The sequence below is a fragment of the Methylobacterium sp. NPDC097929 genome, from assembly GCF_049543375.1.
Classification (GTDB): Bacteria; Pseudomonadota; Alphaproteobacteria; order Rhizobiales; family Beijerinckiaceae; genus Methylobacterium.
Genome location: NZ_JBMVEP010000001.1, coordinates 1,482,315 through 1,507,996 on the forward strand (window position 1 = coordinate 1,482,315; position 25,682 = coordinate 1,507,996).

Genomic DNA, 25,682 nt, shown 5'->3' on the forward strand with positions numbered 1-25,682 from the left:
ACAAATTCGGAGGTGACGTCATGAAGACCGTTGCAATGGGGTTGGCTGCGTTGCTGATGAGCACGTCGGTCTATGCGCAGAGCGCGGCGACGGGCGGCGAGCGCGGCGGCGCCCGGGCCGGAGCCGAGCAGTCCCAGTCCTCCGGCGGGGAGCGCGGTGCGCAGGCCAGGGGCGGCGAGGCGAGAGGCGGCGAATCCCGAGGCGGGGAGGGCGCCATGGGCGGCGAGCGCGGCGCCTCCCGCGGCGACACGGCGAGGGGCGAGATGGGCCGAGCCGAGGGCACACGCGGCGAGATGGCCCGCGGCGAGCGCGGCGCGGAGCGGGGCATGGACGGCCGCGGGGAGCGCCGCGAGAGCGCCGCGCGCGGCGAGCGGCGCGACGAGATCCGCAGCGGATCGCGCAGCGAGCGCGTCGAGCGGGGCCACGACCGCGTCCATGACCGCACGCATGTCAGCAGCCGCACCGACGTGCGCTCGACCACGGTCGATGGCGGCTACCGCCGCGAGGGCCGCACCGTCTTCATCGGCGGCCGGCGCGTCGTCTACGGTTCGCCCGAGTACCGCCGCCTGATCGTCACCGAGCGCCGCAGCACCGGCCCGCGCCGTTACGTGACCATCCGCGGCCAGCGGGTGATCTACGGCTCGCCCGAGTACCGCCGCCTCGTCAGCGTGGGCGAGGAGCGCCGCTACGTCACCATCCGCGGCCAGCGCGTCGTGTACGGCTCACCGGAATATCGCCGCCTCTCCACCACCGTCTCGACCACCGAGCGGCGCGGCGGCACGGTGAATGCGGGCTTCCGCGAGCGCAGCGAGGTCCGCGGCTCCGCGACCCGCACCGACCTGCGCAGCAGCGAGAGCCGTCGCAGTGAGACGCGCGGCAGCGAGCGCGAGGGGATTCGCGCCTCCGATCAGGCCCGCGGCGAGCGCGGCGGCCGGTCGATGGAGCGCGGTCAGGGCATGGAGCGCGACGGCGTGCGCAATGCCGGCATGCGGGGCGAGGGCGGCGCGCGCGAGGGCGTCCGCAACGCCTCCGAGCAGGGCGGCGGCATGGGTGGCCGCACGGGCGGCGAGCGTGGCGGCGCCCAGCGCGGCGGCATGGAAGGCGGCGCCCGCGGCGGCAGCGAGGGCGGCGGCGGCATGAGCGGCCGCTGATCGAAGACCGGCCCCTCATTCCGGGGGCCGAAGGAACAGGGGCGCCGGAGCCTGCCGCTCCGACGCCCCTTCTTCGTCGAAGCGCGCGTCAAGCGTGCAGGAAGTCGATCAGCGCCGCGTTGACCGCCTCGGGCGCCTCGTGCTGCACCCAGTGGGTCGCGTCCGGAAAGCGCTGCAAGCGTCCCCGTTCGCACAGGGCGAGGCTCGCGGTCGCCAGGCCCGGCTGGAGCGCCGCGTCGCGCTCGCCCCACAGGATCAGCGTCGGCGCGGTGACCGGGCGCGGGTGGCGCGCGCGGGGCAGGCGGGCCAGCGCCCTGTACCAGTCGAGCATCGCCGTGACCGCGCCGGGGCGCGCCCATTCCCGGGCGTAGCGGTCGAGTTCGGCCGGGCCGAAGGTACCGGGGCGAGCCGAGCGCCGCATCAACGCCCGCAGGAGAGCGCTGTCCCGCGCCGTCAGGAGCCGCTCGGGCAGTCGCGGCACCTGGAAGAGTCCGGCATAGGCGCTGCGCAGAAGCTGGCCCGGATGGGCCCGGAGATAGGGGCCGAACACGCCCGGATGGAACGCGTTCAGCACCGCGAGCCGCTCGACCCGCTCCGGACGGAGGCTCGCCACCCAGAAGGCGACGAGCCCGCCCCAATCGTGCCCGACGAGGCGGAAGCGGCCGGCGCCGCAGGCATCGGCCAGGGCGACCACGTCGGCGGCCAGCCGGTCGAGATGGTAGGCGGCAATCCCCCGCGGCCGGTCGCTGAGACCGTAGCCGCGCTGGTCGGGCACGAGCAGGCGCAGGCCGCTTCCCGCGAGCGGCCCGATCTGGTGGCGCCAGCCAAACCAGAATTCGGGAAAGCCGTGCAGCAGGATCGTCGGCGGACCGTCCTCCGGTCCCGCCTCGGCGAGGTGCAGGCGAAGCCCGTCGAGGGCGACGTGGCGGTGGCGGACGGCCGGTTCGAGCATCGGTGGGGCGCTCTCGCGGGAGGAACGGTGCCGGAGCAACCGGGCAGGGCGAGCGCGGTTCGGACGCGACGCCAACCGGGCGCGCAGGCGCTATAGGTGGGGCGATACCACGGGAGAGATCCGCCCCGATGCCCTCGCTCCGTCTCCGGCTCGCCCTGGCGCTCGCCTGCCTCTGGCCCTGCCTCGCCCCCGACCCCGCGGCTGCGCGTCCGGTCACCGACGCGGCCGGGCGCCGGGTCGAGGTGCCGGAGCGGGTGAGCCGCGTGCTCGCCGCCGGGCCGCCCGCGGCGGTGCTGCTCTACACCCTGGCGCCGGACAAGATGGTCGGCTGGCCCCGCGCGCCGAGCCCCGACGAGCGCGACTTTCTGAGCCCGGAGGCGCGAGACCTGCTCGCCACCGGGCGGCTGACGGGCCGGGGCAACACGGCCAATGTCGAGGCGGTGCTGGCCCTCAAGCCCGACCTCATCATCGATGTGGGCAGCACGGGCGCGACCTACGCCTCCCTCGCCGACCGGGTGCAGGCCCAGACCGGCATTCCCTACCTGCTGCTCGACGGCCGCTTCGGGGCCACGCCGGAGACCTACCGCACCCTCGGCGCCCTGGTCGGCGCGCCGGAGGAGGCGGAAGCGCTCGCCGCGGAATCGGAAAAGATCCTGCGGGCGGTGGCGGAGGCCGTCGCCGCGGTGCCGGAGGAGCGACGCCCGCGGGTCTATTACGGGCGGGGGCCGCGGGGCCTGGAGACGGGGCTCGCCGGCTCGATCAACACGGAGATCATCGAGGCCGCGGGCGGGCGCAACGTGGCGGGGCCGGGCGCCGGCGGGCTCGCCGCGGTCTCGCCCGAGCAGGTGCTGGTCTGGAACCCGGACGTGATCCTCGCCCTCGACCCCGACTTCCCGAAGCTGGCCGCCGCCGACCCGCTCTGGAACGGGCTGAAGGCCGTGCGCGAGGGCCGCGTCCACGCCACGCCCGTGCTGCCCTTCGGCTGGATCGACGCGCCGCCCGGCGTCAACCGCCTGATCGGCCTGCGCTGGCTCGCCGGGCTGTTCTATCCGGAACGCTTCCCGCAGACCCTGGGGGACGCCGTGCGCGACTTCTACCGGCGCTTCTACCGGGTGGAACTGAGCCCCGCGCAGCTCGACCGCCTCCTGCGCACGGCCGCCGGGCCCGGGGCCACCCGGTGAGTGGAACGGCGAGCACCGCCGCGGCCCGGCCGGCGCGCTGGCGCGGCCTCGGGCTGGCCGTGCTGGCCCCGGCGGCGCTGATCCTCCTCGTGCTGGTCTCCCTCGGCATCGGCCGCTACCCCGTGGCGCTGGCCGACGTCTTCTCCGTCCTCGCCGCCAAGCTGTTCGGCGGCGCCTCCGTGCTCGACCCGACCGTCGCGACCGTGGTCTGGCAGGTGCGCCTGCCCCGGGTGCTCGGGGCGCTCGTGGTCGGCGCCGGGCTCGCCGCGGCGGGGGCGACCTATCAGGGATTGTTCCGCAATCCCCTGGTCTCGCCGGACATCCTCGGCGTCTCGGCGGGGGCGAGCCTCGGCGCGGTGCTCGGCATCGTGCTCGCCCTGCCGGTGGCGGCGATCCAGGGGCTCGCCTTCGCGGGCGGGCTCGCCGCCGTCGGCAGCGTCTACGCCGTCGGGCTCGCGGTGCGGCGGCACGATCCGGTGCTGACGCTGGTGCTCGCGGGCGTCGCGGTCGGGGCGCTGCTCGGCGCGGGCATCTCGCTCCTGAAGGTGCTGGCCGACCCCTACAACCAGCTGCCCGCCATCACCTTCTGGCTGCTCGGCAGCCTCGCCTCCGTGACCCCGGGCGATGTCGGCGCGATCCTGCCGGCGATGCTCGCCGGGCTGGCGCCGCTGGTGCTGCTGCGCTGGCGCGTGAACCTGATGAGCCTCGGCGACGAGGAGGCGCGGGCGCTCGGGCTCGAGACGCGGGTGATCCGCCCCGTCCTGGTGACGGGCGCGACGCTGGTCACCGCCGCCGCGGTCTCGGTCACGGGGGTGATCGGCTGGATCGGGCTGATCGTGCCGCACGTGGCCCGGCTGCTGGTCGGGCCGGATTTCCGGCGCCTGCTGCCGGCCTCGATGCTGCTCGGCGCGGGCTACCTCACGGCGGTCGATCTCCTGGCCCGCACGATCGCCCCGATCGAGGTGCCGCTCGGCATCCTCACGGCGCTCGTCGGCGCGCCGTTCTTCCTCTGGCTGCTGGCGACCGCCCGGCGGGGATGGGCCTGATGCTGGAGGTCCAGGATCTCGCCTTCGGCTACGGCGCCCGCGCGGTCGGTTCCGAGGTTAGCCTGACGCTGGCCGAGGGGGAGGCGCTGTGCCTGCTCGGGCCGAACGGCGGCGGCAAGACCACCCTGTTCAAGACCCTGCTCGGGCTGCTGCGCCCGCTCGCCGGCCGCGTCCTTCTGGACGGCACCGACCTGGCCGAGCTGCCGCGCCGCGAGATCGCGAAGAAGATCGGCTACGTGCCGCAGGCGCACGCGGCCTTCTTCCCTTTCAGCGTGCGCGACGTGGTTCTGATGGGCCGCGCCAGCCGGCTGCCCGCCTTCGCCGGGCCCGGCCCCGCAGACCGGGCGGCGGCCGAGCGGGCGCTGGCGATGCTGGGCATCGGGCATCTGGCGGAGCGGATCTACACCGAGATCAGCGGCGGCGAGCGCCAGCTCGCCCTGATCGCCCGGGCGCTGGCGGGGGAGCCGCGCCTCCTCGTGATGGACGAGCCGACGGCGAGCCTCGATTTCGGCAATCAGGCCCGGGTCCTGACCCAGGTGCGGCGCCTGTCCGAGCGCGGCATCGCCGTGGTGCTCTCGACCCACGATCCCGGCCACGCCTTCCTCTGCGCCGACCGGGTGGCGCTGCTGCATGGCGGGCGCCTCGTGGCGCTGGGTCCCCCGGCGGAGACGGTGACGCCGGAGAGCCTGCGGCTGCTCTACGGGGTCGAGGTGGCGGTGGTGCCGCTGCCGGGGCAGGGCCGGACGGTCTGCACGCCGCTGATCGGGTGAGCAGACCGGATCATACCGTCCGGTTGAACGCTTCGGGTTCGACCCGCTTTCGTCGTCGCGAGGCGAAGCCGAACGGACCACCTGAAACCAATCTCAAATCCCCGCGTACCAGGAAAATCCGAGCTCCGAGACCATGCTGCCCCGGCCCTGGCCGAGCCCGTCCACGCGGTCGGTGGCCTCGATGCTGGCGAGGTATTTCAGCGACTTGTAGCCGAGCTGGCGCTCCACCCGCAGACGCACCGGCGCGCCGTGGGCCACGGGCAGGTCGCCGCCGTTCATGCCGTAGGCGAGGATCGTCTGCGGGTGCAGGGCGTCGAACAGGTCGTAGGTGTCCCACCAGCCGTCCACGCTGCGGATGACGATGAAGCGGGCCTCGCGCTTCAGGCCGACGCTGGCCAGCACGTGGGAGAGCGGCACGCCGGTCCAGCCGCCGATGGCCGACCAGCCCTGCTCGCAGGCGTGCAGCGTCACCTGCGTGCGGGCCGGCATCGCCCGCAGCTCGGCCAGCGTGAAGGCGCCCGGCCGCTCCACGAGCCCGCTCACCGGCAGGCGCCAGTCGGAGAACCCGACCGCCTTCGAGCGCCGGTAGGCGGGATCGTCCGGATCGGTGGTGTTGATGGTGGGAAACACCGCCGAGATCGCCTCCGGCCCGAACTCCCGCACCAGCGGCTGGTCGCGCAGGAGGAAGCGTTGCGTCGCGAGCGTCAGGGTGTCGCTCAGGCCGTAGAGGCCGGATCGGCGCGGGCCGCCGTTCTCGATCAGCTCGCAGCCGCCCAGAGCGCTGCCCAGGACGCCGCCGAGCCCGAGCGCCGAGGAGCCGAGAACCAGCCTGCGGCGCGTGAGATCGCTCATCGCACGTCCTCTCTCGCTTGGATCGGCCCCGACTTGGCCTGGGCAGCGCGTCCGGTGATCATGCCCCGCATCAGGGCGAGCGGCCCGTTGGCGAGCACCTGCCAGATGTGGATGAGGAGGAAGCCGACGAACAGGGCCGCCGCCAGGAAATGGATCGTGCGCGCCGATTGCCGGCCGCCGAACAGGGTGAACAGCTCGGGGTAGGCCGCCGTGACGCCGGGCGACATGGTGAGGCCCGAGAGCAGCATCACCGGCCCGAGCACGAGGATGACGCCGAGATAGGCAAGCTTCTGCAGGACGTTGTAGCGGCTCGCCACGCCCGGCCCCTTGAGATGCAGGTGCGCGCGGATGTCGGCCGCGACGTGCCGGGGCCGGAGCTGATCGCCGTCGGGGGCGAGGCGGCGCAGGAGATGCCCGCTGACCAGCGCGAGGAGGAGATAGAGCGCGCCGTTGAGCACGAAGATCCAGGCGGCGAGGAAGTGGAGGTTGCGGCCCCAGCCCGTCTGTTCGAGGTTCACCGGCAGCGGCAGGACGATCCAGGCCGGAGCGGCGTTGGCGCCGGTCTCGCCCCAGAACAGGCGGGGCAGGGCGAGCAGGATGGCAAAACCGCTGACCACGAGGGCCAGGAAGGCACCGGTGTTGATCCAGTGGGTCAGGCGCACCCAGAGCGGGTGACGCGGGGTCGAGGTTCCCTCACGACCCGCCATCGCGCCCCGCCTCCCCGCCGCCGAACCGCCGCAGCACGTCGAGGCGGTACTGCGCCGTGCGCGCGCCGGCCAGCGGATGGCAGAAGGCCCGCGTCCCGGCGATGAAGCCCTCCGACGCCGCGTCGCCGGAGAGGGGGTAATCCGTCTCGCCGAGCCAGTGCACGAGGATGCAGTCGCCGCCCGGCTCCAGGCTCGCCGCCACGCGCGCGACCAGACGCTCCAGGTCCGGCGGGCTGAGGAAGTACAGGACCTCACCGAACACCATGAGGTCGAACCGGCCCTCCGGCCAGACCTCCGGCACCGCGCCGCGGACGAAGCGGACCTGAGGGAACTCGGCGCACCGCGCCCGGGCCGCCGCGAGGGCCGCCTCGGCCGGGTCGAGGGCGGTCAGCGACGCGCAGCGGGGGGCGAGCGCGCCGGTGAAGACGCCGATCGAGCAGCCGATCTCCAGGGCGTGGCCGTAGCGCGCCCGCGGCAGGGCGCGCAGGGTCGCGGCGTATTTCTCCGCCTCGTAGGGGCTGGAGGTGAAGCGCCAGGGATCGGGATCGGAGGCGTAGATCTCCGAAAAGTAGCGCTCCGGCAGCGTCTCCGTCCGCCGCCCGCTCATCCGAACACCTTCGTCGGGCGGGGCGACGGCTCGGGGGCGGGCGCGTCGGGCCAGAGGGCGTGAAGCGGCTCGCGGGCCGCCATCACGTGCGCGGCCATGCCCGTCAGGGCGGCGTCCGGGGCGGGCTGGCGCAGATAGGTGGCGAGGTCGCGCATCAGGCCCTCCAGCGGATGCGATTCGAGGAAGCCCGCCAGCCCGATCGAGCGCTGGGCCAGCGCGATCACGTCGAGCCCGGCCTGCTCGACCGCGGCGCGGGCGAGGTTGACGTAGGCGATGATCCGCTCGGGCGCGCCCTCCTCGGCCGCGGCGAGCCGGGCGGCGCGCTCCACGAGCAGCCGGCTCGTCTCCGCCGCGACCATGGCCCGCCCGAACCGGGCCTGCTGGTGCGGGTCGCCCGCCCGGTCCGTGGCGGCCAGATGCGCGCGGTGGGTCTCGATCACCGCCTCGATGCCGCCGAGCTGGACCGCCAGGAAGCGCCACGCCCCCGCGAAGAAGAAGGGCTGGCGCCCGTAATCGTCGGCGGCGCCGATCACCGCCCCGTCCCGCAGGCCGAGGCCCGAGAAATCGACCGTGCCGGTCGCGGTCGCCCGCATGCCGTGGACGCGCCACGCCGACAGGTCGGCCCGCCGGCCGGCCTCCATCCGCATCACCAGCATCAGGCGGCGCCCGTCGGGAAGCCGTGCCGTCACGAGCGGGCGGGTAACGAAGCCGGCCCCCGAGGCGTAGCTCTTGGCGCCGTGCAGCCCGCCCCCGGCGTCGAGGGTGAGACCGCCCTCGGCCGGCTCGGTGTTCCAGACGCCGAAGAGGTGACCCTCGCGGGCGTCGCGGGCGAAGGCCTCGATCACGGCGGCGTCGGCGTAGCGCAGCACGAGGGCGAGCGCGTTGACGTGCCCCTCGTAGAGCCGCCCGACCGCGAGGTTCTCCCGGCCGACCTCGGTGAGCAGCGCCCGCAGCGCGTCCACGCGCTCGGGCGCGCACAGGCCGGTGCCGCCGAGCGCGGCGGGAAGCGGTGCGGTGAGGTGCCCGGCGCGGCGCAGCCGCGCGATCGACGCGGTCGGAAAGCCGCCGGGGCCAGCCTCCGATGAATCCTTCGATGCCGCCTCCGCTCTCGCGTCGCACGATTCCTCGTCGGACGCCGTGCGGGGCCAGGCAAGGGGAAGGAGAGCGGAGGGCGGCAAAGGGGGCTCGATGTCGAGGGGGACACCGGGAACAGCCCGAGAAGCGTCGCGGGAGTTCCCAGTCCCGCTTACACGAACCCGTGAACGATGCACGCGCGACGGGAGCCGGGAACCGGGAGGCTCGCCCTCGGCGTTCCCCCGTCGACCGGGGCGTGATCGCCATGCCTTGGCCGGGCGGAGGGATGCATGGCGGACGAGACCGAGCGGCTCGGCCTTCTCGTGGGCGTGTTCGAACTGGCGCTCACCCGGCTATTCGAGGTGAGCCCGGGGGGAGGGCAGGCACGGGAGCGGTTCGTGGAGGACGTGCAGCGCCTGCTCGCCGACACCCGCGCAATCCAGACCGATTCCCCGGCGGTGCAGACCTACACGGCGCTGCTGCGGCGCCTGGGCGCCGCCGATCCCGGCGACCCGGGCGGCCTCGGCGTCATCCCGACACCCGAGCACGGCCTTCCGCCGTCCGGGTCGGGCCAATGAAGCGGGGAGGGCGAGAGAGCGTGCAAGAGACTGTTCAAGAGCAAGAGACTGTCCAGGAGGGCTCGCAGGAGAGCCCGCAAAGGAACCCGCAAAGGAACCCGAGCGACGGCGAGCCCCCGTCCGGGCCGAAGCTCGCCGGCATCCTGACCTTCCCGCCGGAGGTCGTGGCGGCGCTCGACGAGCATTGCGCGGTCGAGCGCCTGGCCCGGGACCGGGCGATCTGCGAGATCGTCGCCGAGTACCTGCGCGTCAAGGGCTACCTGCGGGCCCGCCCCGTGCGCGCGCACCACGCGCCCCCGGGCGAGAAACCGGAGGGAGGCTGAGCGATGGCCGCCTCGTTCAAGGGCCTCTTCCTCTGCCCGCCGAAACAGCCGCGCCCGACCCATGTCCGGGTGCGGGATGCGGAGGGCGGCGAGACCACCCTGCCGCTGGAAGAGTACGAGGCCCGCGCCGGCCAGCCGCCCTGGCAGAGCCTGCCCTGGCAGGGCGAGGCCGGCCCGGTGCCGGATGACGGCGACAAGCACGGCCCCGAGATCAGCCTGTAGTCTCGTTTCAAGTCGAACGCTTCGGGTCCTGCCCGCTTCGTCATCGCGAGCATGCACGAAGCGATCCAGGGCGCGACGCTTCCGGAAGGGTCGCGCCCTGGATTGCCACGGCTTCGCCTCGCCATGACGAAAGGGGAGGAACGGATCGGCCGGAAGCCGTCCGACCCCAACCGGCGTCGGCGCGAGGCTTCAAGCCGAAGCGATCCGGCACGGCCGGCCTGTCCGGAGACGCCGCGGAGTCGGATCGCCTCACCACGCCGTGGGCTTGGGGTTGCGCTCGTCGAAGCCGGTCTGGTGCCAATAGGGGTAGATCGGCTGCTCCCGGCTCGCCGCGTCGAGGCGGGCGATCTGGTCCTCGGTCAGCGACCAGCCCACCGCACCGAGATTCTGCGTCAGCTGCTCCTCGTTGCGGGCGCCGATGACGATGTTGCACACGGTCGGGCGCGTCAGCAGCCAGTTCAGCGCCACCTGCGGCACGCTCTTGCCGGTCTCGGCGGCGACCGCGTCGAGGGCATCCACCACGTCGTAGAGGTACGCGTCGGGAACGGTCGGCCCGCCCTCGGCGCCGCCCGCGGCGATGCGCCCGCCGGAGGCCGCCTGTCCCCGGCGGATCTTGCCCGTGAGCCGGCCCCAGCCGAGCGGGCTCCACACCATCAGGCCGACGCCCTGGTCGAGGCCCAGCGGCATCAGCTCCCACTCGTAGTGGCGGCCGATCAGCGAATAGTAGCCCTGATAGACGACGTAGCGGGCGAGCCCGTCCCGCTCCGAGGTCGCCAGCGCCTTCATCAACTGCCAGCCGGAGAAGTTCGAGGCGCCGATATAGCCGATCTTGCCGGCCCGGGTGAGGTCGTCGAGCGCGCGCAAGGTCTCCTCGACGGGGGTGAGCGCATCGAAGCCGTGCATGAAGTAGACGTCGATGTGGTCGGTCTTCAGCCGCTTCAGGCTGGCCTCGCAGGCGCGGATCAGGTGGTGGCGCGACGAGCCCACGTCGTTGGGGCCCTCGCCCGCGCGGAAGGTCGCCTTGGTGGAGATCAGCACCCGCTCGCGGCGGCCCTTGAGGGCCTCGCCGAGGATCGTCTCGGAATCGCCGCCCGAATAGATGTCGGCGGTGTCGAGGAAGTTGACGCCCGCGTCGAGGCAGAGATCGATCAGGCGGCTCGCCTCGGCCACGCCCGTGCTGCCCCATTTCTGGAAGAAGGCGTCGGTGCCGCCGAAGGTGCCCGTGCCGAGGCTGAGCACCGGCACCTTGAGGCCCGAGCGTCCGAACTGCCGGTATTCCATGGCTCTGCTCCGCGATGGCTGTCTGGATGCGGTCCCGAGAGGCCGCTCACCCAGGACTGCCCACTTAGGTCTTAGGAGCCCGGCGCGTCCCGGCAATGCGGCGGACGGGACCGGGACCCCTGCGGGACGCGAATGGCGCCGCTGCCATCGTACCGCCACGGCCCTTCCGCGGTTCCGTCACGGAAAGGGTCAAATGCCGCAAAGAAATCGTCAACCAAGAACCACTATTTCCCATCAAGTTTTACGGAACTCGGATCGGGGCCGGGTCTTGTTCGACAAGCTCGGCCGCAGCGTCGCCGGCCGGCCTCCAACATCGGGAATGCGTTTCGTGAGCTTCACCGTCAGCGCCGACACCGCCTCGCGCGTCTATTCCTGGCAGCACGGCTCGTTGCTGAGCGCCCTGGAGCAGGGCCTGTCGCTGACCACCTCCGGCATGAGCGATGTCCGCATCGTGGACTCGGAAGGCCGCAGCCACAGCCCGGCCGCCCTCTACCAGCGCCTGTTCGGCGGCGCGCAGCCGACGCAAGCCGCCGAGCAGCCCCGCGCCCGCGCCGCCTGATCGGCCCAGCACATCGTCCCGGATGCTGGATCCGGGACGATGTGCTGGGCTCTTGTTTTTGCATCATCTTTTTCCGAAAGCCGCGACCCACCTTTCGGGATGATGCTCTACCCCCGGATCGCCGCCGCGTCCGGTGCCACGACCGCGAACAGGTCGCCCAGTGCGGCGAGGCTCGCCGCCTGGACCGCCGAGGCCGGCACGGTCGCGCCGTCCGGCCCCGGCAGGGCGCGGGTGGCGGTGGCCGCGGCCACCACGGTCGGGCGGAGGCCGAGGTTGAAGGCGCTCCGGGCCGTCGAATTCACGCACATGTGGGTCATGAAGCCGGCCAGGATCACGTCCTTGACGCCGGCCGCCTCCAGCTGCGCCTGAAGGTCGGTGCCGACGAAGGAACTCGGATAGGCCTTGGTGATGACCGGCTCGCCTTCGCGGGGGGCGACCTCGTCGCTGATCTGGCCGATGGCGGCGGTGAGGTCGTAGGGCGAGCCCGGCCCGGCATCGTGGCGCACGTGGAAGACGGGGATGCCCGCCGCCCGCGCCCGCTCCAGCAGCACCTGCGCCTCGCGAAGCGCCGGCTCGACGCCGTCCAGGCGCATCACGCCCTCGCGATAGGTGTTCTGCAGATCGATCATCACCAGCGCCGAACCGGCGAGGGCGGCGGGCTCCGGCGGCAGCCCGGAGAGGCTGCGGAGGGTCTTGAGATCGGTCATGGGCGGCGCCTTCTCGGCAGGATGCGTTTTCCGGGCGGGATGTGAGCCGAGCGAGGCCGCCCGCGCAACCCGCCGATTGGGCCAACGGGCGGCATGTGGCCGCCCATCGGGCTCCGATCGCTCCAGCTCCGCCGTCATCGCGAGCGCCAGCGAAGCGATCCAGCGGCGCGACGTGTCCGGACAGGGCGGCGCACTGGATGGCTTCGGCTCCGCCTCGCAAGGACGGAACCATCTCTCGCGGTCTTCGCCACGCACCTCGGGATGGGGGCGCGGCTGCCCTCATCGCTGCGCGGCGTTTCTCTATCGCTGCGCGGCTTGCACCGGCTTCGGGGCCTGGGGGGCGATGCGGCCTCCTTCCTTGAGGTCGGCGGGCGGGCTGAGCACGAGGCGCTCGCCGCCCGAGAGGCCCTTGTCCACCTCGACCACCGTGCCCTTGTCGCGGGCGACGTGAACCTCGGCCCAGGTCACGCGGTCGTCCTCGCGGGCCACCGCGACGCGGGTGCCGGACTGGTTGAACACCAGGGCCTCGGCGGGCACCGCCACCGTGGTGCCGCCGGTGCGCGGGATCGCCAGCGTCACGTAGACATAGAGGCCCGGCCGGAGGGTGCGGTCGGGGTTGGGCACGTCGACCTGCGTCGTCAGCGTGCGCGAGGAGGCGAGCAGGGCCACCGAGCTGCGCTCGACCTCGCCGGAGAAGCGGCGGTCGGGCATCTGCGGCACCTTGATCGTGGCGGCGATGCCGGGCCGCACGCCCACCGCCGCGTTCTGCGGCACGTTGACCGAGATGCGCAGCACGTCGTCCCGGTCCATCGACAGGAGCGGCGTGCCTGAGCCCGCATCCGCCTGGACGAGGTCGCCGACATCGACGTTGCGGGTCGTCACCACCCCGTCGAAGGGCGCGGTGACGATCTCGAAGCCGGTGAGCGCCTTGAGCCGGCCCACGGTCGCCTGCTGCGCCTTGATGTTGGCCTGCGCCACCTTCACGTCGGCCTCGGCCGAGGCGAGGTTGGCCGACTGGGAGAGCACGCCGGCCTGGGTGTTGTCGGCGGTCTGCTTCGAGGCCCAGCCCTGGCCGGCCAGCGTCGATGTGCGCGAATTGGTGACCTGGGCGAGGTTCACGTTGGCTCGGGCCTGATCGACCATGGCTTTCGCCCGCAAGAGCTGGGCTTCGAGCTGACCGAGCTGCGCCTCGGCTTGCGCCAGTTGCTGGTCGAGATCGGGGGCGGCGATGCGCAGGAGCACGTCGCCCTTCTTCACCCGCGAGCCGAGATCGACGTGCCGCTCGGCGATGTAGCCGGTGGCGCGGGCGTAGATCCGCGCGGTGGCGAAGGGCTCGGTCTGGCCCGGCAGGGTGAGTTCCACCGGCCCGTCGAGGCGCTTGGCCTCCTCGGTGCGGACCTTGGGCACGAACTCCATTTGCCGGGCGCGCGTCGCCTCGGCCCGGGCCGAGCGCTGCCAGTGGCCGTAGCCGCCATAGGCCAGGAGGCCGAGCGCGATCAGCCCGGCCAGCACGAAGCCGCCCTTGCCCGGCGGCGGCGGGATTTTCTTGTCGTCCCCTGTCCGGACGGGCTGGCTCACGGAACGATCCTTCTCTCGATACCCACGCACATCAGACGTAATCCTCGAGCGGCTTGGCCTCACCCCGCCGCAGCAGGCTGTAGAGGAACGGCACGAACAGAAGCGTCGAGGGCGTGCCGAGCGCGATGCCGCCCATCACGGCGCGGGCGAGCGCCGCGTTCTGCTCGCCGCCCTCGCCGGTGCCGAGTGCCATGGGCACCAGCCCCAAGAACATCGCGCTCGCGGTCATCAGCACCGGCCGCAACCGCGTCTCGCCCGCGACGATGGCCGCCTCGTGGGCCGAACAGCCCGTCGCCTCCCGGTGTTCCTTGGCGAAGGTGACGAGCAGGATCGAGTTGGCCGACGCGATGCCCACCGACATGATCGCCCCGAACAAGGAGGGAATCGAGAAGGTGGTGCCGGTGATGAACAGGCTCGCCACGATGCCGCAGAAGGCGATCGGCAGGGCGGCCAGCACCACGAAAGGATCGCCCCAGCTCTGATAGTTCACCGCCATCAGGAGGTAGACGGCGATGACCGCGATGGCGAGGCCGATGCCGAGCCGGAAGAAGGCGGCGCGCATGTTCTCGATCTGCCCGCGCACGGTGATCTTGTCGGGCGCCGGCAGGGTCTTCTGCTCCTCGGCCACGATCCGGTCGATGTCCCGGGCGACCGCGCCGAGGTCGCGGTCCTGCACCGCGGCGTAGACGTTGAAGGTCGGCTGCGTGTTGACGTGGTTGATCACCGTCTGCGTCGGCTGGCGGGTGATCGTGGCGATGCTGGAGAGCAGCGTCAGCGCGCCCGGCCCGTTGCCGGCGTTGGCCCGGGCGAAGAGCGGGGTGTTCTGGAGCGCGGTGAGCGAGTCGTTGCGGTATTCCGGCGTCTGCACCCAGAGCTGGTAGGGGATGCCGGTCTTCGGATCGGTCCAGAAGTTCGGATTCACCTGGAAGGAGCCCGAGAGCGAGACGTTGAGGCTCTGGGCCACCTGCTGCTGGGTCAGGCCGAGTTCCGCGGCGAGCCGCCGGTCCACGTCCACGAAGAATTGCGGCGTGTCGACGATCTGGTGCAGGTGCACGTCGACGAGGCCGGGCGTCTCCTTCAGCCGCGCCTCGATGCGCCGGGCGGCCTCCAGGTCCTTGACCGTGTTGCGCCCCGAGACCTGCACGTCGATCTGCGCGATCACCCCGAAATTGAGGATCTGCGTGATGATGTCGGAGGGCTGGAAGTAGACGATCATGTCGGGGAAGCGCTCGCGCAGGGTCTCGCGCAGGCGCCGCTGGTACTCGGCGACGGAGCCGTGCTCGTCCTTCAGGTCGATGAGCATCTGCCCGTCGTTGTAGGAGACGAACGAACCGTCGGAGAAGGCGAAGTTGTAGTTGTTGGAGGGGATGCCGATGTTGTCGAGGATCTGGTCGATCTCGCCCTCGGGGATCACCTCGCGCACCACCTTCTGGACCTCGGCGAAGGTCTGCTCGGCGGTCTCGATGCGCATGCCCGGCCGGGTGCGCAGGTGGAGCGTCATCTGGCTCGATTCGACCTGCGGGAAGTAGTCCTGGCCCGTGAAGACGAAGAGCCCGCCGGTGCCGGCCAACAGCAGGACGACGCCCGTCACCGTCGCGACCGGGTGGCGCAGGACGGCGTGCAGCAGCCCGACATAGCCGCGGTGGAACCGGTCGAAGCGCGCCTCGAAGCCCCGGCGGAAGGCGCCGGCCAAGCGGAAGACGGGGGAGAGCAGCCAAGCCAGCGCCCGCTCGATCCGGCCGCGGCGCGGGGCCTCGCCCTCACCGCCGTGGTGCTGGAGGTATTCGCGCGCCACCAGCACGTCGATCATCACCGGCACCAGGGTGCGGGTGAGGAGATACGAGGTCAGCATCGCGAACACGACCGCGAGCGCCTGCGGCGTGAACAGGTACTTCGGGGTGTCGGTGAGCGCGAAGACCGAGACGAAGGCGGCGCAGATCGAGAGCGTCGAGATCAGGGCGGGCTTGGCGATGCCCGCCGCGCCCTCGACCACGGCGTTGCGGAAGGGCTTGCCCTCCTCGAACAGGCGGTAGGTGTTCTCGATCGCCACCGTCACGTCGTCGACGAGGATGCCGACGGCCAGCGCCAATCCGCCCAGCGTCATCACGTTGATGGTGTGGCCGAGTGCCGCCAGCAGCGCCAGGGAGGTCATCAGGCAGAGCGGGATCGAGACGAGCACGATCAGGGTGGAGCGCCAGGAGCCGAGGAAGAGCAGGATGGTCAGGCCCGTCAGCGCGGCGGCGATCACCGCCTCGTGCCACACCCCCTCGATGGCGTTCGAGACGAACACCGACTGGTCGAACAGCGGCTTGAGCTCCAGCCCCTCGGGCGCGGCCGCGCGGATGTCGGGAAGCGCCGCCTTGACGTTGTTGACGACGTCCAGCGTCGAGGCGGTGCCGTTCTTCAGAACCCGCATCAGCACCGAGGAGGCGCCGTCGGCCCGCACCACGTTGACCTGCGGCGGGCCGCCGTCGCGGACATAGGCCACGTCGCGCACCAGCACCGGCTGGCCGTTGACCACCTTGATCGGAATCTCGTTCAAGGCCGCGATCGCGTCCGGCGTCGCGTTGAGCTGCACCGGATATTGCTGCTCGCCAATCTTGGCGAGGCCCGAGGGGATCGTCAGGTTCTGCGAGGTCACCGCGTTGGTGACCTCCAGCGGCGTGATCCCGAGGGCCCGGAGCGCGTGCAGGTCGAGATCGACCATGACTTGGCGCGGGGCGCCGCCGAAGGGGGAGGGCAGGGTCGAGCCCGGCACCTGGGTCAGGCGCTGGCGGATGCGATACTGGGCGTAATCGTAGACCTTGTTGAGGCTGTCCTTGGTGGAGGTCAGCGCGAGCTGGATCACCGGCACCGAAGAGGCGGAGAAGCGCACGATCACGGGCGGCTGCACGCCCGGCGGCATCAGGGCGCGGATCGAGTTCGTGGAGGAGACGACCTGGGCGATGGCCAGATCGATGCTGACGCTGGGGTCGAAATAGATCTTCATCACCGACGTGCCCTGCAGGCTCGTCGATTCCATCCGGGCGATGTTGTTGACGTTGTTGGAGATTCCGAATTCGGAATAGGTCGTGATCCGCTTCTCCATCTCCGGCGCGGACAGGCCCGTATAGGTCCAGACCACCACGACGACGGGGATGTCGACCGCCGGCAGCACGTCCTTGGGCGTCACGACGATCGCGCTGACGCCGCCGAGCATCATCAGCACGGCGAGCACGTAGGTCGTGATGCGGAACTTGAGGGCGTACTGGACGAGTCCCATGGGTCTCCGGTCGATGTCCGGTAAGAGTGCCTCACGAAACTCCCGGTCGCCAGCGGCCCCGACCCTGGCGATGCCAGTGCGGCGGGCGTTTCGTGAGAAACACGCGCCTGCCGGAGCCGCGGAACGGGCTGTGACCCTGCGGATACCGCACGGCACTGTTTCTGTTCTATGTCCGATCGCCGGAAGAAAGACACGCGTGCCGCGATGCCGCATCGCCGCCTGTCCCCGGCCGTCGAGGCGCGGCGCAGCGACCTGCGGATACGAGGCTAGACTGAAAATAACCTTTGAAACAATGCGCCTCAGCCCGTCCGCGCTGGCATCGGCGCCGAACTGTCGTCCGCGGCCATCGCCGCCTGCCGCCGCACCTGCGCCCGGCCGAGCCAGAGCGCGTTGAGGAGCCACGCCGCCGAGAGCGGCACCGCCACCACGGCCGCGGCGTGGCCGCCGAAGCCGAGCGCGGCGAGCCCGGTATAGGACCACGCCCCGACCTGATCGCCGAGGCGGTAGACCACCGTATCGATGAAGCTTTTGGCCTTGTAGCGATCCTCGCGCGGCACCACCGTGAACAGCACCTCGCGCACCGGCCGGGCGATGGCGAAGTTGCCGGCGCGGCGCAGCACGTAGATCAGCACCACCGAGGCGACCGTCGGCGAGAGCGCCAGCGCGGCAAACCCGATGATGCTCGCCGCCGGCAGCAGCGCCAGCGTGACGCCGACCCCGAGCCACTTCGTGATGCGGCCTGTGAGGAAGAGCTGCACGCCGAGGGTCAGGGCGTTCACCGCCAGATCGACGTTGGCGAAGAAGGCGGTCTGGGCGCCCCGGCTGGAAAAGTTGTTCTTGGCCACCGCCGCCTGCTCGAAATACAGGAAGGTCGCGGTGACCGAGAACAGCGCCAGAAACAGCGCGATGTTGAGGAGGTAGGGCGAGGCGAACGTGCGCCGGATGCCGGCCCAGACGTCGCCGCCGATGGTCTCGCCCTCCCGCGCATCCTCCGGCACCTCGTGGAGGCGCCCGATCAGGCGGGCGAGGCCGCGCATGGCAAAGACCGCCGCCTCCAGGAGCAGAGCGGCGGCCAGCAGCAGCGCCCAGGTCGGCACGTCGCGCGCCAGCGTCGCCGTCACCGCCGAGCCGCAGATCGCGCCGAGCGTGGCGCCCGCGGCGATGAAGCCGAACAGGCGCTTGCCTTGGCTCGTCGAGAACACGTCCACCACCGTGGCCCAGAAGATCGAGACCACGAACAGGTTGAAGATCGAGAGCCAGACGAAGAAGGCGCGGCCGACCCAGACCGCCGTCTCGCCCTCGGCGAAGGCGATGAGGCCGGCAAAGATCAGGATGTTGAGGATGAAGAAGCGGTAGGTGAGGGGTACGAAGCGCGCCCGCGGCAGCCGCTTGACCAGCCAGGCGAAGGGCAGGTTCAGCGCCAGCATCCCGACGAGGGTCGCCAGGAACAGCCAGGGCAGGTTCTCGAGGCCGCCCGCCACGCCCATCTGGTCGCGGATCGGGCGCAGCATGTAGTAGCTCGCGAGCAGCGCGAAGATGTAGGCCCAGGACCAGGCGAGCGCCGGCCCCTCGCCCGGCCGCACGTCGACGAGGCGGGCGAGCCGGGAGGCCGGACGCGGGTGGGGAGGCGAGGCCGGCGCCTCTGGGCTCAAGGCTTCACCCCGAGCTTGGCCTTCAGCTCGGGCGCGGACAGTTCGTGCCCGAAGCCGGGCGAGCCCATGGCGAAGGTGTCGGCCGCCTTCAGTTCGCCGACCACCACGGGATCGAAGCCGGCATCCGAGACCAGGGTGCGGGCGGTCTCCAGCGCCTTCGGGTCGTCGCCGGCGATCGGCACCGCCATGCGCGGCTCGGGCCGCCCGGCATTCTTCTGGAAGATCTTGTAGTTCGCCGCGTTGAAGGCCCGCACCACCCGGGCGCCGGCGAGATACCTGGCGGAGGTCGCGCCGATCCCGTCGCGCTCGACCTCGTCGGCGACCGCGCCGTCGCGGGCCTTCACCGCGTTGCCGGCATCGATCACCACCTTGCCCTTCAGCCCGGCGGCGTTCTCCTTGGCCAGCTCCGGATAGGCCTTGTAGGGCACCGCGAGCAGCACGGCGTTGCCGAAGGCGATCGCTTCGGCCGGCGTGCCCGCCCGCGCCTTCGGGCCGAGTTCCTCCACGAGCGCCTTCAGCTGCTCGGGATGCCGCGAGGCGAAGAACACCTCGTAGCCAGCCTTGATCCAGAGCCGGCCGAGCGTGCCGCCGATATTGCCCGCCCCCACGATCCCGACTTTCTTGCTCGTTTCGGATTGGGCGAGCGCGGGTAGGGCCAGAGTACACAGAATGGCCGCGAGGGCGCCGCGCCGCGCGAACGTGGCAAAAGAATCAGATCGCATCGATGAAGGCCTCCATCTTGCGCCGCTCGGCGGCGTCCGGCAGCCGCCCGGTCGCGGCGGCGAGGTTGTCCTCGACGTAACTCGCCTTGGCCATGCCCGGGATCGGGCAGGTGACGGCCTCGTTGGCGAGCACGTATTTGAGAAAGAACTGCGCCCAGCTCTTGCAGCCGAAGGCGGCGGCGAAGTCCGGCAGGGGCTTGTCCTTCACCGCCTTGAACAGGCGGTCGCGGCCGAAGGGCACGTTGACCATCACCGCCACGCCCCGCTCGGCGGCCAGCGGCAGGATGCGCTCGGCCGCGGCGCGGCTGTCGAGGGCGTAGTTCACCTGCACGAAATCGAGCTTTTCGCGTTTCATCACCGCTTCGAGGTCCGGGAACTGGTCGTCGCGCCAGACCGTGACGCCGACATAGCGGATGCGGCCCTTGTCCTTCAGGGCGCGCAGGACCGCGAGGTTCACCTCCGTGTCGATCAGATTGTGCACGGCGATCAGGTCGATCCTGTCCGTGCGCAGGCGCTGGAACGAGCGCTCGGTCTCGGCCTGGGCCGCCTCCCGGCCGCGGGCGGCGACCTTGGTGGCGAGGAAGATCTTTTCGCGCAGGCCTTCGAGGATCAGGCCGAGCACGTCCTCCGCCGTGCCGTAGCTCGGGGCGGTGTCGATCACCGTCCCGCCGAGTGCCACGAAGCGCTCGACCGCCTCGCGCAAGGGAGCGGTGGCCTCGGGCGTCACCGCGACCTCGTAGCGGCGCGAGGTGCCGATGCCCATGGCCGGCAGGCGCTCGCCGGAGGAGGGGATCGGCCGGGTGATCAGGGCGTCCGCGGCACGGGCCGGGCGCGGAAGGAGACTCGCCCCGGCGGCGAGGGCCGCACCGTGCAGGAGGGTTCGGCGGGAGAGCGGCGGGACGAGGAGCATGGGTGCGGGCCTCCTTCGCGGACGGGCGAGACCCGAGCGAGATAGGGCGACCTCACGACACTGGCGAAGGGATCAGCCCGCGAACCGTCCGAACGTCACCGCCGTCTCGCCGTAGCTGCGCCGCTCCAGCTCCGCGAAACCGGGCGGCAGGACCGGGCCGGCCCCGGCGGCCTCCTCGACGAGGACCAGCGCGCCGGGGCTGAGCCAGCCCCCCCCGGCGGCGGCCGCGAGCGCCGTCGGCGCGAGATTCTTGCCGTAGGGCGGATCGCAGAAGGCCAGCGTCGCGGGCGCGTCCAGGGCGGGCCCGAGCCGGGTCGCGTCGCGGGGGATGAGCCGGGCGCGGGCCTCGCAGCCGAGGGCGGCGATCCCATCGCGGATCAGCGTGCCGGCCTGGCGCCCCTCGTCCACGAAGAGCGCGCGCGCCGCGCCGCGGGAGAGCGCCTCGAAGCCCAGCGCCCCGGTGCCCGCGAACAGGTCGAGAACCACCGCGTCCTCGACCGCGTCGTCGTAGGCGTGGGCGAGCACGTTGAACAGGGCCTCGCGCAGGCGGTCGGAGGTGGGGCGGATGCCCTCCGCCTTCGGTCCGGCCAGCCTGCGCCCGCGCCATTCGCCGCCGACGATCCGCACGCGTCAGGCCTCAGGCCTCGCCGCGCGGCGGACGGCTCGGGCGGCCGCCTCCGCGGGGGCCCGGCTTGCCGCCGCCGGGGCGACCGCCGGGAGCACCGCCGGGCTTGCCGCCGGGACGGCCCGCGCCGCCACCCGGGCGCCCGCCGGGCCGGCCGCCGCCGCCGGGCTTGAAGTCGCCTCGGGCGCCCCCCTTCGGACCGCCCTTGAAATCACCCCGGGCCCCGTCGCGGGCACCGCCCTTGAAGCCGGGCTTGGCGCCAAACTCCTTGCCCGGACCGGCTCCCGGTCCTTTGCCCGGACCCTTGCGGAAGCCGGGGCGATCACCCTCGGCGCCCCGCGGGGGACGGGCCGGACGCTCGCCCTCGGCGGTACGGGGCCGGTCGCGGGGCGGACCGCGCCGCTCGGGCGCGCGCCCCTCGTCCGGGCGCTCACGGCGGGGCGCTCCCTCGCCGCGGTCGTACGGGGGCCGGCCCTCGCTGCGCTCGCGCGGCGGACGTCCCTCGAACGAGGACGGACGCTCGCGGGGCGGCCCACGCCGCTCGGCAGGCGCGGCGTCCCCGGCCTCGCGGCGGCGGGGACGGGCGTCGCCCGAGGGCGCGGCGCGGCGGAACTCGTCCCGACCCTGGCGGTCCTCGCGGGGCCGGCTCTCGCGCGGCCTCTCGCGGCCCTCCGGCCGCTCCTCTTCCTTGCGGAAGCGGACGCGGCGATGCGGCTCGGCGGCCGGGGTCTCCGGCGTGGGCTGGAGCCGCTCCACCAGCACCCGGCGCTCGCCGGCGGCCTGGATCGCGCCGACGCGCTCGCGGCCGCGCTCGGCCGCCGCCGCGCGGGCGGTCTTGGGGTCGAGGCCCCGGCGCGGCACCTTGGAGGCGCGCGGCCGCGTCTCCTCGTCGGCGCGCCACACGGTCGGGGAGGGCGCCCGCTGCGCCGGGCGCGCCGAGGCACGCGCCGGGGCGGCGGGCCGGGCCGGATCGCGGGGCGGGCGGCCCGCCGGGGCGGGGCGGGCGGCACCCGCGCGGCCACGAGCCGCGCCCTCGGAAGAAGCGGGCTGCGCGGCGCGGGCGGCCTTCTTCGGGCTGCCGAAGGGAGCGATGGTCTCGCGCACCGGGCTCTCGAAATCGACGCCTGCCTGCTCGGCGAGGTTCTTTCCGAGCTGCTCCTTCAGCACCTTGGTGCGGATCTCCTCGACGAGGCCGACTTCGAGGTCGCCGAGCTGGAACGGGCCGAACGAGAGCCGGATCAGCCGGTTCACCGAGAGGCCGAGATGCTCCAGGATGCGCTTGACCTCGCGGTTCTTGCCCTCGCGCAGGCCGAGCGTCAGCCAGACGTTGTCGCCCTGCGCCCGGTCGAGGGTGGCCTCGATCGGGCCGTACTCCATGCCGTCGACGGTCAGGCCCTTCTTGAGCTTGTCGAGATCCGGCTGGGTCACGTCGCCGAAGGCGCGCACCCGGTAGCGGCGCAGCCAGCCGGTATCGGGATGGGCGATGACCTTGGCCAGCCCGCCGTCGTTGGTGAGGAGCAGCAGCCCTTCGGTGTTGATGTCGAGCCGGCCGATGGCGACGACCCGCGGCAGCTCGTCGGGCAGGCCGTCGAAGACCGTCGGGCGGCCCTCCGGGTCGCGGGCGGTGGTGACGACGCCCCGCGGCTTGTGCAACAGCCACAGCCGGGTCCGCTCGCGGGCGGGCAGGGGCTCGTCGTCCACCGTGATGCGATCGGCATCGGTGACGTTGATCGCCGGCGAGGTCAGGACCTTGCCGTTGAGGGTGACGCGTCCGGCCTCGATCATCGCCTCGGCGTCGCGGCGGGAGGCGATGCCGGCGCGGGCGATCGCCTTGGCGATGCGCTCGCCCTCGGGCGCGGCGGGTTGGTCCGCGGGCACGGCCGGGGAAGGATCTGGAATGTCGGTCATCCGCGCCCCTTATCAGAGCAACGGGTCGCACAAAAGGAAAAGGCGGCCCGCCGGGGCCGCCCTTTCATCGAACCGCGCGGTTCAGGTCGTCACAACCGCGGGGAGCGCCCGCGCACCGCGCCCATCACCGCCGAGATCAGGAACAGCGCGATGGCGACGAAGAAGACGATCTTGGCCGCTTCCATCGCGGTGCCGGCGATGCCGCCGAAGCCGAGCAGCGCGGCGACCAGAGCGACGACGAGAAAGGTGATAGCCCAACCGATCATGGTAACCTCCTGACGTCCATTTCGAACGATGTCTCGAAGCTTGCGGTCCGTCCGAAAGCTTGTCTGGCTTTGAAAATTGCCAAGCTCCCGGATCGTTCCCCTCGACAGCGCTGAAAATTGCTGCCGCCCGCAAAGCGTTCCGAGCCGAGGGGTCGGACCCCGGGCCTCGGACCGCTCGTGTCAGACCGTGCCTCAGACCTTGCCCTTGACCGCATCGGCGGCATCGCCCGCCGTCTTCTTGACGTCGCCCTTCACCTGCTGGCCCTCGCCCTTGAGCTCCTGGGCCTTGCCCTCGGCCTGCATCTTCTCGTTGTCGGTCGCCTTGCCGAGGCCCTGCTTGACGTTGCCGGCCGCCTCGTTGGCGAGGCCCTTCACCTTGTCGGTCGTGCTGGACATGGCGTTCTCTCCCGTTCCGTGATGCCCGCTCGAAGGCGGGGGCTGAGAGAGCAACGGTCGCCTCGGGCCGCATGTTCCGCCCTTTAACATTCCGGCCCCGGAGAGCAGGGGGCGGGAGGCTCAGGCCGCCAAGGTCCGTCGCGGCGCCTCGCCGTCCCGCGCGTCGGCCTCGAGCATCGCGGCGATCTCGTGGGCGGGCCGGGGCGGACTGAACAGGAATCCCTGCACCTCCCGCGCGCCCTCGGCCCGGACGGCGGCGAGCTGCGGCTCGGTCTCGACGCCTTCGACCAGCGTCGTGATGCCGAGGCTCGCCCCGAGGCTCACGACGGCGCGGATGATCGCCCCGGCCTCCGACTGGGCGGCGCAATCGCGCACGAAGGAGCGGTCGATCTTGATCTTGTCGAAGGGGAAGCGGCGCAGGTAGCTGATCGAGGAGTAGCCCGTGCCGAAATCGTCCATGGAGATGCGCACCCCGAGCCGGCGCAGGCTGTGGAGCGTCTCCAGGTTCGCCTCGGTGTCCTCGAGCAGCACGCTCTCGGTGATCTCCAGTTCCAGCCGGGTCGCCTTGAGGCCGCTGACCGCGAGCGCGGTCAGCACGCTCTGGGCAAAGCCCCGGTGGCGCAGCTGCAGCGGCGAGACGTTGACGGCGACGCTGATGTCGGCCGGCCAGTCGGCGGCGTCGCGGCAGGCCTGCCCCAGCACCCACTCGCCCAAGGGCACGATCAGCCCGGTCTCCTCGGCCAGCGGGATGAACACCGCCGGGCTCACGAGGCCGCGCTCGGGATGGCGCCAGCGCACCAGCGCCTCCAGGCCCGTGATGCGGTTGGCGGAGAGATCGACGAGGGGCTGGTAATGCAGCTCGAAGCGGTCCTGGGCCAGCGCCTCGCGCAGCTCGCGCTCGAGCCCGAGCCGCTCGCGCGCGGTCTCGTCCATCTGCGGCTCGAACAGGCGGAACGTGCCGCGCCCGTCCGCCTTCGCCTCGTAGAGGGCCATGTCGGCCTCCTTGAGCAGGCGCTCGATCTCGCCGGCCCCGGCCGCGGCCAGCGCGATGCCGACGCTCATGCCGATCTCCACGGTCAGCCCGTCGAGGCGATAGGGCGCGCTGATGACGCCGATCAGGCGCTGCGCCAGGGCCGCGGCGCCGGCGGCGTCCTCGACGCGGTAGAGCACCGCGAACTCGTCGCCGCCCAGCCGGGCCACCACGTCGCGCCCGCGCACATGCGTGCGCAGCCGGTCGGCCACCGCCCGCAGCAGGCTGTCGCCCACCGCGTGGCCGAAGCTGTCGTTGATCGGCTTGAAGCGGTCGAGATCGAGGCAGAGCACGGCGAGGCAGGCCTCGCCGCTCGCGGGCAGCATCTCGATCAGCTCCGTGCCGATCTCCCGCAGGCAGGTGCGGTTGGGCAGATCGGTCAGCCCGTCGTGGCGGGCCATGTGGACGATCTGCGCCTCGGTGCGCCGCCGCTCGGTGATGTCCTCGAAGGTCGAGACCCAGCCGCCGCCCTCCATCGGGCGGTGCATCACGGCGACGACGCGCCCGTCGGCCAGTTCGCGCAGCACGGCCTTTGGCCCGTCGGCGGTGAGCGAGGTGCGGGTGCTCTCGCTCACCGAATCGACCGTCGCCCCGGGCTTGTAGCGCTTGAGCGACACCAGCGAGGCGATCACGTCCCGCTGGCTCATGCCGACGCGAAGCGCGTCTTCCGGCAGATCGAAGATCTCCCGGTAGCGCCGGTTCCACACCAGCAGCCGCTGCTCCGCATCGAACAGGCACAGGCCCTGGCTCATGTTCTCCAGGGCCGCGTCGAAGAGCCGGTTCTGCTCGCTGAGCCGGGCATGGGCCGCGACGAGGGCGAGGCGGGTACGGTGCTGCTCGCTGACATCGCTGCCGAAGCCGCGATAGCCCAGGAACTCGCCCTCGGGCGAGACATGCGGCCGGCCGCTGATCGCGAACCAGCGCGGCGCGCCGTCGGGGTGACGGTAGACGTAGGTCATGTCCCGGAACGGGCGGCGCGCGGCCAGGGCCTCGCGGTAGGCGGCGAGGTTGTCGGCATCCTCCGCGCAGGCGAAGGCCGCGCGCGGAAAGCCGATCATCTCCTCCGGCTCGCGGCCCAGCAATCGCTCGGCGCCGACGGAGAGATAGCTGAAGCGGTCCTCGGCGTCGGTGGCCCAGAGCCAGTCGAACGCGATGCGTGCAAAGTCTTCGAGGTCGTTCAAGGGCATGTCGTCACCGCAGGCTCGACCCAACCTTACGCGGAATTGTAAATATTTCTTCCTGCTCACGACTTGAGCAGCATGATCGTCTTTCGATCACTCGTGATCGCCACAAGACAAAGGCCCAAGCCCACCTTGGTCGAAG

Annotated in this window: 25 protein-coding genes; 8 read left to right on the top strand and 17 right to left on the bottom strand. The window is 72.1% G+C overall.

Annotation, left to right across the window (positions count from 1 at the left end; genetic code table 11):
* Window positions 1–20: 20 nt before the first annotated feature.
* Entirely contained in the window at window positions 21–1,151 is a 1,131-nt protein-coding gene (locus ACPCJR_RS07000) for a hypothetical protein (RefSeq protein WP_391511406.1), read from the top strand.
* An 88-nt stretch (window positions 1,152–1,239) separates the two neighbouring features.
* On the opposite strand, the gene ACPCJR_RS07005 is transcribed toward ACPCJR_RS07000, so the two are convergent.
* The gene (locus ACPCJR_RS07005) at window positions 1,240–2,103 is read right to left on the bottom strand and encodes an alpha/beta fold hydrolase (protein ID WP_391511405.1); all 864 of its coding nucleotides are present in this window, start codon (window positions 2,101–2,103) and stop codon (window positions 1,240–1,242) included.
* 128 nt (window positions 2,104–2,231) lie between these two features.
* Here ACPCJR_RS07005 and ACPCJR_RS07010 point away from each other — a divergent pair, with 128 nt between their 5' ends.
* The 3 genes from ACPCJR_RS07010 to ACPCJR_RS07020 are packed head-to-tail and all read left to right on the top strand — an operon-like array spanning window position 2,232 to window position 5,100.
* A complete protein-coding gene (locus ACPCJR_RS07010) occupies window positions 2,232–3,284 on the top strand; it encodes an iron ABC transporter substrate-binding protein (protein WP_391511404.1) in 1,053 nt (350 codons plus the stop codon).
* Window positions 3,281–4,330: a FecCD family ABC transporter permease gene (locus ACPCJR_RS07015; protein WP_391511403.1), complete on the top strand. Its 1,050-nt coding sequence runs from the start codon at window positions 3,281–3,283 to the stop codon at window positions 4,328–4,330. The genes ACPCJR_RS07010 and ACPCJR_RS07015 overlap by 4 nt, the downstream gene beginning before the upstream one ends.
* The gene (locus ACPCJR_RS07020) at window positions 4,327–5,100 is read left to right on the top strand and encodes an ABC transporter ATP-binding protein (RefSeq protein ID WP_391511655.1); all 774 of its coding nucleotides are present in this window, start codon (window positions 4,327–4,329) and stop codon (window positions 5,098–5,100) included. Before ACPCJR_RS07015 ends, ACPCJR_RS07020 begins: the two co-directional genes overlap by 4 nt.
* A gap of 93 nt (window positions 5,101–5,193) precedes the next feature.
* On the opposite strand, the gene ACPCJR_RS07025 is transcribed toward ACPCJR_RS07020, so the two are convergent.
* From ACPCJR_RS07025 to ACPCJR_RS07040, 4 genes are read right to left on the bottom strand one after another with little or no spacing between them, the layout of a single operon-like run.
* The gene (locus ACPCJR_RS07025; RefSeq protein WP_391511402.1) at window positions 5,194–5,952 is read right to left on the bottom strand and encodes a molybdopterin-dependent oxidoreductase; all 759 of its coding nucleotides are present in this window, start codon (window positions 5,950–5,952) and stop codon (window positions 5,194–5,196) included.
* Window positions 5,949–6,659 (bottom strand): cytochrome b/b6 domain-containing protein, encoded by a 711-nt coding sequence (locus ACPCJR_RS07030; RefSeq protein ID WP_391511401.1) that lies wholly within the window; start codon window positions 6,657–6,659, stop codon window positions 5,949–5,951. Before ACPCJR_RS07030 ends, ACPCJR_RS07025 begins: the two co-directional genes overlap by 4 nt.
* Window positions 6,646–7,266: an SAM-dependent methyltransferase gene (locus ACPCJR_RS07035; protein ID WP_391511400.1), complete on the bottom strand. Its 621-nt coding sequence runs from the start codon at window positions 7,264–7,266 to the stop codon at window positions 6,646–6,648. Before ACPCJR_RS07035 ends, ACPCJR_RS07030 begins: the two co-directional genes overlap by 14 nt.
* Complete coding sequence (locus ACPCJR_RS07040) at window positions 7,263–8,444, bottom strand: acyl-CoA dehydrogenase family protein (protein WP_391511399.1); 1,182 nt, start codon at window positions 8,442–8,444, stop codon at window positions 7,263–7,265. The genes ACPCJR_RS07035 and ACPCJR_RS07040 overlap by 4 nt, the downstream gene beginning before the upstream one ends.
* Before the next feature lie 186 nt (window positions 8,445–8,630).
* On the opposite strand from ACPCJR_RS07040, the gene ACPCJR_RS07045 reads away from it, so the two are divergent.
* The 3 genes from ACPCJR_RS07045 (at window position 8,631) to ACPCJR_RS07055 (ending at window position 9,463) form a co-directional block, all read left to right on the top strand.
* Window positions 8,631–8,918: a hypothetical protein gene (locus tag ACPCJR_RS07045; RefSeq protein ID WP_391511398.1), complete on the top strand. Its 288-nt coding sequence runs from the start codon at window positions 8,631–8,633 to the stop codon at window positions 8,916–8,918.
* A 140-nt stretch (window positions 8,919–9,058) separates the two neighbouring features.
* A complete protein-coding gene (locus tag ACPCJR_RS07050; protein ID WP_391511654.1) occupies window positions 9,059–9,241 on the top strand; it encodes a hypothetical protein in 183 nt (60 codons plus the stop codon).
* A gap of 3 nt (window positions 9,242–9,244) precedes the next feature.
* Window positions 9,245–9,463 (top strand): hypothetical protein, encoded by a 219-nt coding sequence (locus ACPCJR_RS07055; RefSeq protein ID WP_391511397.1) that lies wholly within the window; start codon window positions 9,245–9,247, stop codon window positions 9,461–9,463.
* A gap of 249 nt (window positions 9,464–9,712) precedes the next feature.
* Here the strand turns inward: ACPCJR_RS07055 and ACPCJR_RS07060 are convergent, their stop codons facing one another.
* Window positions 9,713–10,744 (bottom strand): aldo/keto reductase, encoded by a 1,032-nt coding sequence (locus tag ACPCJR_RS07060; protein ID WP_391511396.1) that lies wholly within the window; start codon window positions 10,742–10,744, stop codon window positions 9,713–9,715.
* Between the two features lie 328 nt (window positions 10,745–11,072).
* Between ACPCJR_RS07060 and ACPCJR_RS07065 the strand changes: the two genes are divergently transcribed.
* Window positions 11,073–11,303 carry a hypothetical protein gene (locus ACPCJR_RS07065; protein ID WP_391511395.1) on the top strand — a complete coding sequence of 77 codons (231 nt, stop codon included), beginning with the start codon at window positions 11,073–11,075 and terminating at the stop codon, window positions 11,301–11,303.
* A 107-nt stretch (window positions 11,304–11,410) separates the two neighbouring features.
* On the opposite strand, the gene ACPCJR_RS07070 is transcribed toward ACPCJR_RS07065, so the two are convergent.
* The 11 genes from ACPCJR_RS07070 to ACPCJR_RS07120 form a co-directional block, all read right to left on the bottom strand.
* Window positions 11,411–12,010: a cysteine hydrolase family protein gene (locus ACPCJR_RS07070; RefSeq protein WP_391511394.1), complete on the bottom strand. Its 600-nt coding sequence runs from the start codon at window positions 12,008–12,010 to the stop codon at window positions 11,411–11,413.
* 300 nt (window positions 12,011–12,310) lie between these two features.
* Window positions 12,311–13,588, bottom strand: a complete 1,278-nt coding sequence (locus ACPCJR_RS07075; protein WP_391511393.1) for an efflux RND transporter periplasmic adaptor subunit — start codon at window positions 13,586–13,588, stop codon at window positions 12,311–12,313.
* A gap of 31 nt (window positions 13,589–13,619) precedes the next feature.
* Entirely contained in the window at window positions 13,620–16,850 is a 3,231-nt protein-coding gene (locus ACPCJR_RS07080; protein ID WP_391511392.1) for an efflux RND transporter permease subunit, read from the bottom strand.
* Between the two features lie 299 nt (window positions 16,851–17,149).
* The gene (locus ACPCJR_RS07085; protein WP_391511391.1) at window positions 17,150–18,502 is read right to left on the bottom strand and encodes an NTP/NDP exchange transporter; all 1,353 of its coding nucleotides are present in this window, start codon (window positions 18,500–18,502) and stop codon (window positions 17,150–17,152) included.
* Window positions 18,499–19,224: an NADPH-dependent F420 reductase gene (locus ACPCJR_RS07090; RefSeq protein ID WP_391511390.1), complete on the bottom strand. Its 726-nt coding sequence runs from the start codon at window positions 19,222–19,224 to the stop codon at window positions 18,499–18,501. Before ACPCJR_RS07090 ends, ACPCJR_RS07085 begins: the two co-directional genes overlap by 4 nt.
* Window positions 19,214–20,134, bottom strand: a complete 921-nt coding sequence (locus ACPCJR_RS07095; RefSeq protein WP_391511389.1) for an aldo/keto reductase — start codon at window positions 20,132–20,134, stop codon at window positions 19,214–19,216. The genes ACPCJR_RS07090 and ACPCJR_RS07095 overlap by 11 nt, the downstream gene beginning before the upstream one ends.
* Before the next feature lie 72 nt (window positions 20,135–20,206).
* A complete protein-coding gene (gene rsmD, locus ACPCJR_RS07100; protein WP_391511388.1) occupies window positions 20,207–20,761 on the bottom strand; it encodes a 16S rRNA (guanine(966)-N(2))-methyltransferase RsmD in 555 nt (184 codons plus the stop codon).
* Between the two features lie 10 nt (window positions 20,762–20,771).
* The gene (locus ACPCJR_RS07105) at window positions 20,772–22,667 is read right to left on the bottom strand and encodes a pseudouridine synthase (RefSeq protein ID WP_391511387.1); all 1,896 of its coding nucleotides are present in this window, start codon (window positions 22,665–22,667) and stop codon (window positions 20,772–20,774) included.
* Between the two features lie 89 nt (window positions 22,668–22,756).
* The gene (locus ACPCJR_RS07110; protein ID WP_110352209.1) at window positions 22,757–22,933 is read right to left on the bottom strand and encodes a DUF1328 domain-containing protein; all 177 of its coding nucleotides are present in this window, start codon (window positions 22,931–22,933) and stop codon (window positions 22,757–22,759) included.
* A 192-nt stretch (window positions 22,934–23,125) separates the two neighbouring features.
* Complete coding sequence (locus tag ACPCJR_RS07115) at window positions 23,126–23,329, bottom strand: CsbD family protein (RefSeq protein WP_110352210.1); 204 nt, start codon at window positions 23,327–23,329, stop codon at window positions 23,126–23,128.
* 120 nt (window positions 23,330–23,449) lie between these two features.
* Entirely contained in the window at window positions 23,450–25,546 is a 2,097-nt protein-coding gene (locus ACPCJR_RS07120) for a putative bifunctional diguanylate cyclase/phosphodiesterase (RefSeq protein ID WP_391511386.1), read from the bottom strand.
* Between the last annotated feature and the right edge of the window lie 136 nt (window positions 25,547–25,682).

Excerpts from the sequence above, each read along its gene's own strand:
- ACPCJR_RS07000 (WP_391511406.1), top strand. The coding sequence starts at position 21 with ATGAAGACCGTTGCAATGGGGTTGGCTGCGTTGCTGATGAGCACGTCG.
- ACPCJR_RS07005 (WP_391511405.1), bottom strand. The coding sequence starts at position 2,103 with ATGCTCGAACCGGCCGTCCGCCACCGCCACGTCGCCCTCGACGGGCTT.
- ACPCJR_RS07010 (WP_391511404.1), top strand. The coding sequence starts at position 2,232 with ATGCCCTCGCTCCGTCTCCGGCTCGCCCTGGCGCTCGCCTGCCTCTGG.
- ACPCJR_RS07025 (WP_391511402.1), bottom strand. The coding sequence starts at position 5,952 with ATGAGCGATCTCACGCGCCGCAGGCTGGTTCTCGGCTCCTCGGCGCTC.
- ACPCJR_RS07030 (WP_391511401.1), bottom strand. The coding sequence starts at position 6,659 with ATGGCGGGTCGTGAGGGAACCTCGACCCCGCGTCACCCGCTCTGGGTG.
- ACPCJR_RS07035 (WP_391511400.1), bottom strand. The coding sequence starts at position 7,266 with ATGAGCGGGCGGCGGACGGAGACGCTGCCGGAGCGCTACTTTTCGGAG.
- ACPCJR_RS07045 (WP_391511398.1), top strand. The coding sequence starts at position 8,631 with ATGGCGGACGAGACCGAGCGGCTCGGCCTTCTCGTGGGCGTGTTCGAA.
- ACPCJR_RS07055 (WP_391511397.1), top strand. The coding sequence starts at position 9,245 with ATGGCCGCCTCGTTCAAGGGCCTCTTCCTCTGCCCGCCGAAACAGCCG.
- ACPCJR_RS07060 (WP_391511396.1), bottom strand. The coding sequence starts at position 10,744 with ATGGAATACCGGCAGTTCGGACGCTCGGGCCTCAAGGTGCCGGTGCTC.
- ACPCJR_RS07070 (WP_391511394.1), bottom strand. The coding sequence starts at position 12,010 with ATGACCGATCTCAAGACCCTCCGCAGCCTCTCCGGGCTGCCGCCGGAG.
- ACPCJR_RS07080 (WP_391511392.1), bottom strand. The coding sequence starts at position 16,850 with ATGGGACTCGTCCAGTACGCCCTCAAGTTCCGCATCACGACCTACGTG.
- ACPCJR_RS07090 (WP_391511390.1), bottom strand. The coding sequence starts at position 19,224 with ATGCGATCTGATTCTTTTGCCACGTTCGCGCGGCGCGGCGCCCTCGCG.
- ACPCJR_RS07095 (WP_391511389.1), bottom strand. The coding sequence starts at position 20,134 with ATGCTCCTCGTCCCGCCGCTCTCCCGCCGAACCCTCCTGCACGGTGCG.
- ACPCJR_RS07105 (WP_391511387.1), bottom strand. The coding sequence starts at position 22,667 with ATGACCGACATTCCAGATCCTTCCCCGGCCGTGCCCGCGGACCAACCC.
- ACPCJR_RS07110 (WP_110352209.1), bottom strand. The coding sequence starts at position 22,933 with ATGATCGGTTGGGCTATCACCTTTCTCGTCGTCGCTCTGGTCGCCGCG.
- ACPCJR_RS07115 (WP_110352210.1), bottom strand. The coding sequence starts at position 23,329 with ATGTCCAGCACGACCGACAAGGTGAAGGGCCTCGCCAACGAGGCGGCC.
- ACPCJR_RS07120 (WP_391511386.1), bottom strand. The coding sequence starts at position 25,546 with ATGCCCTTGAACGACCTCGAAGACTTTGCACGCATCGCGTTCGACTGG.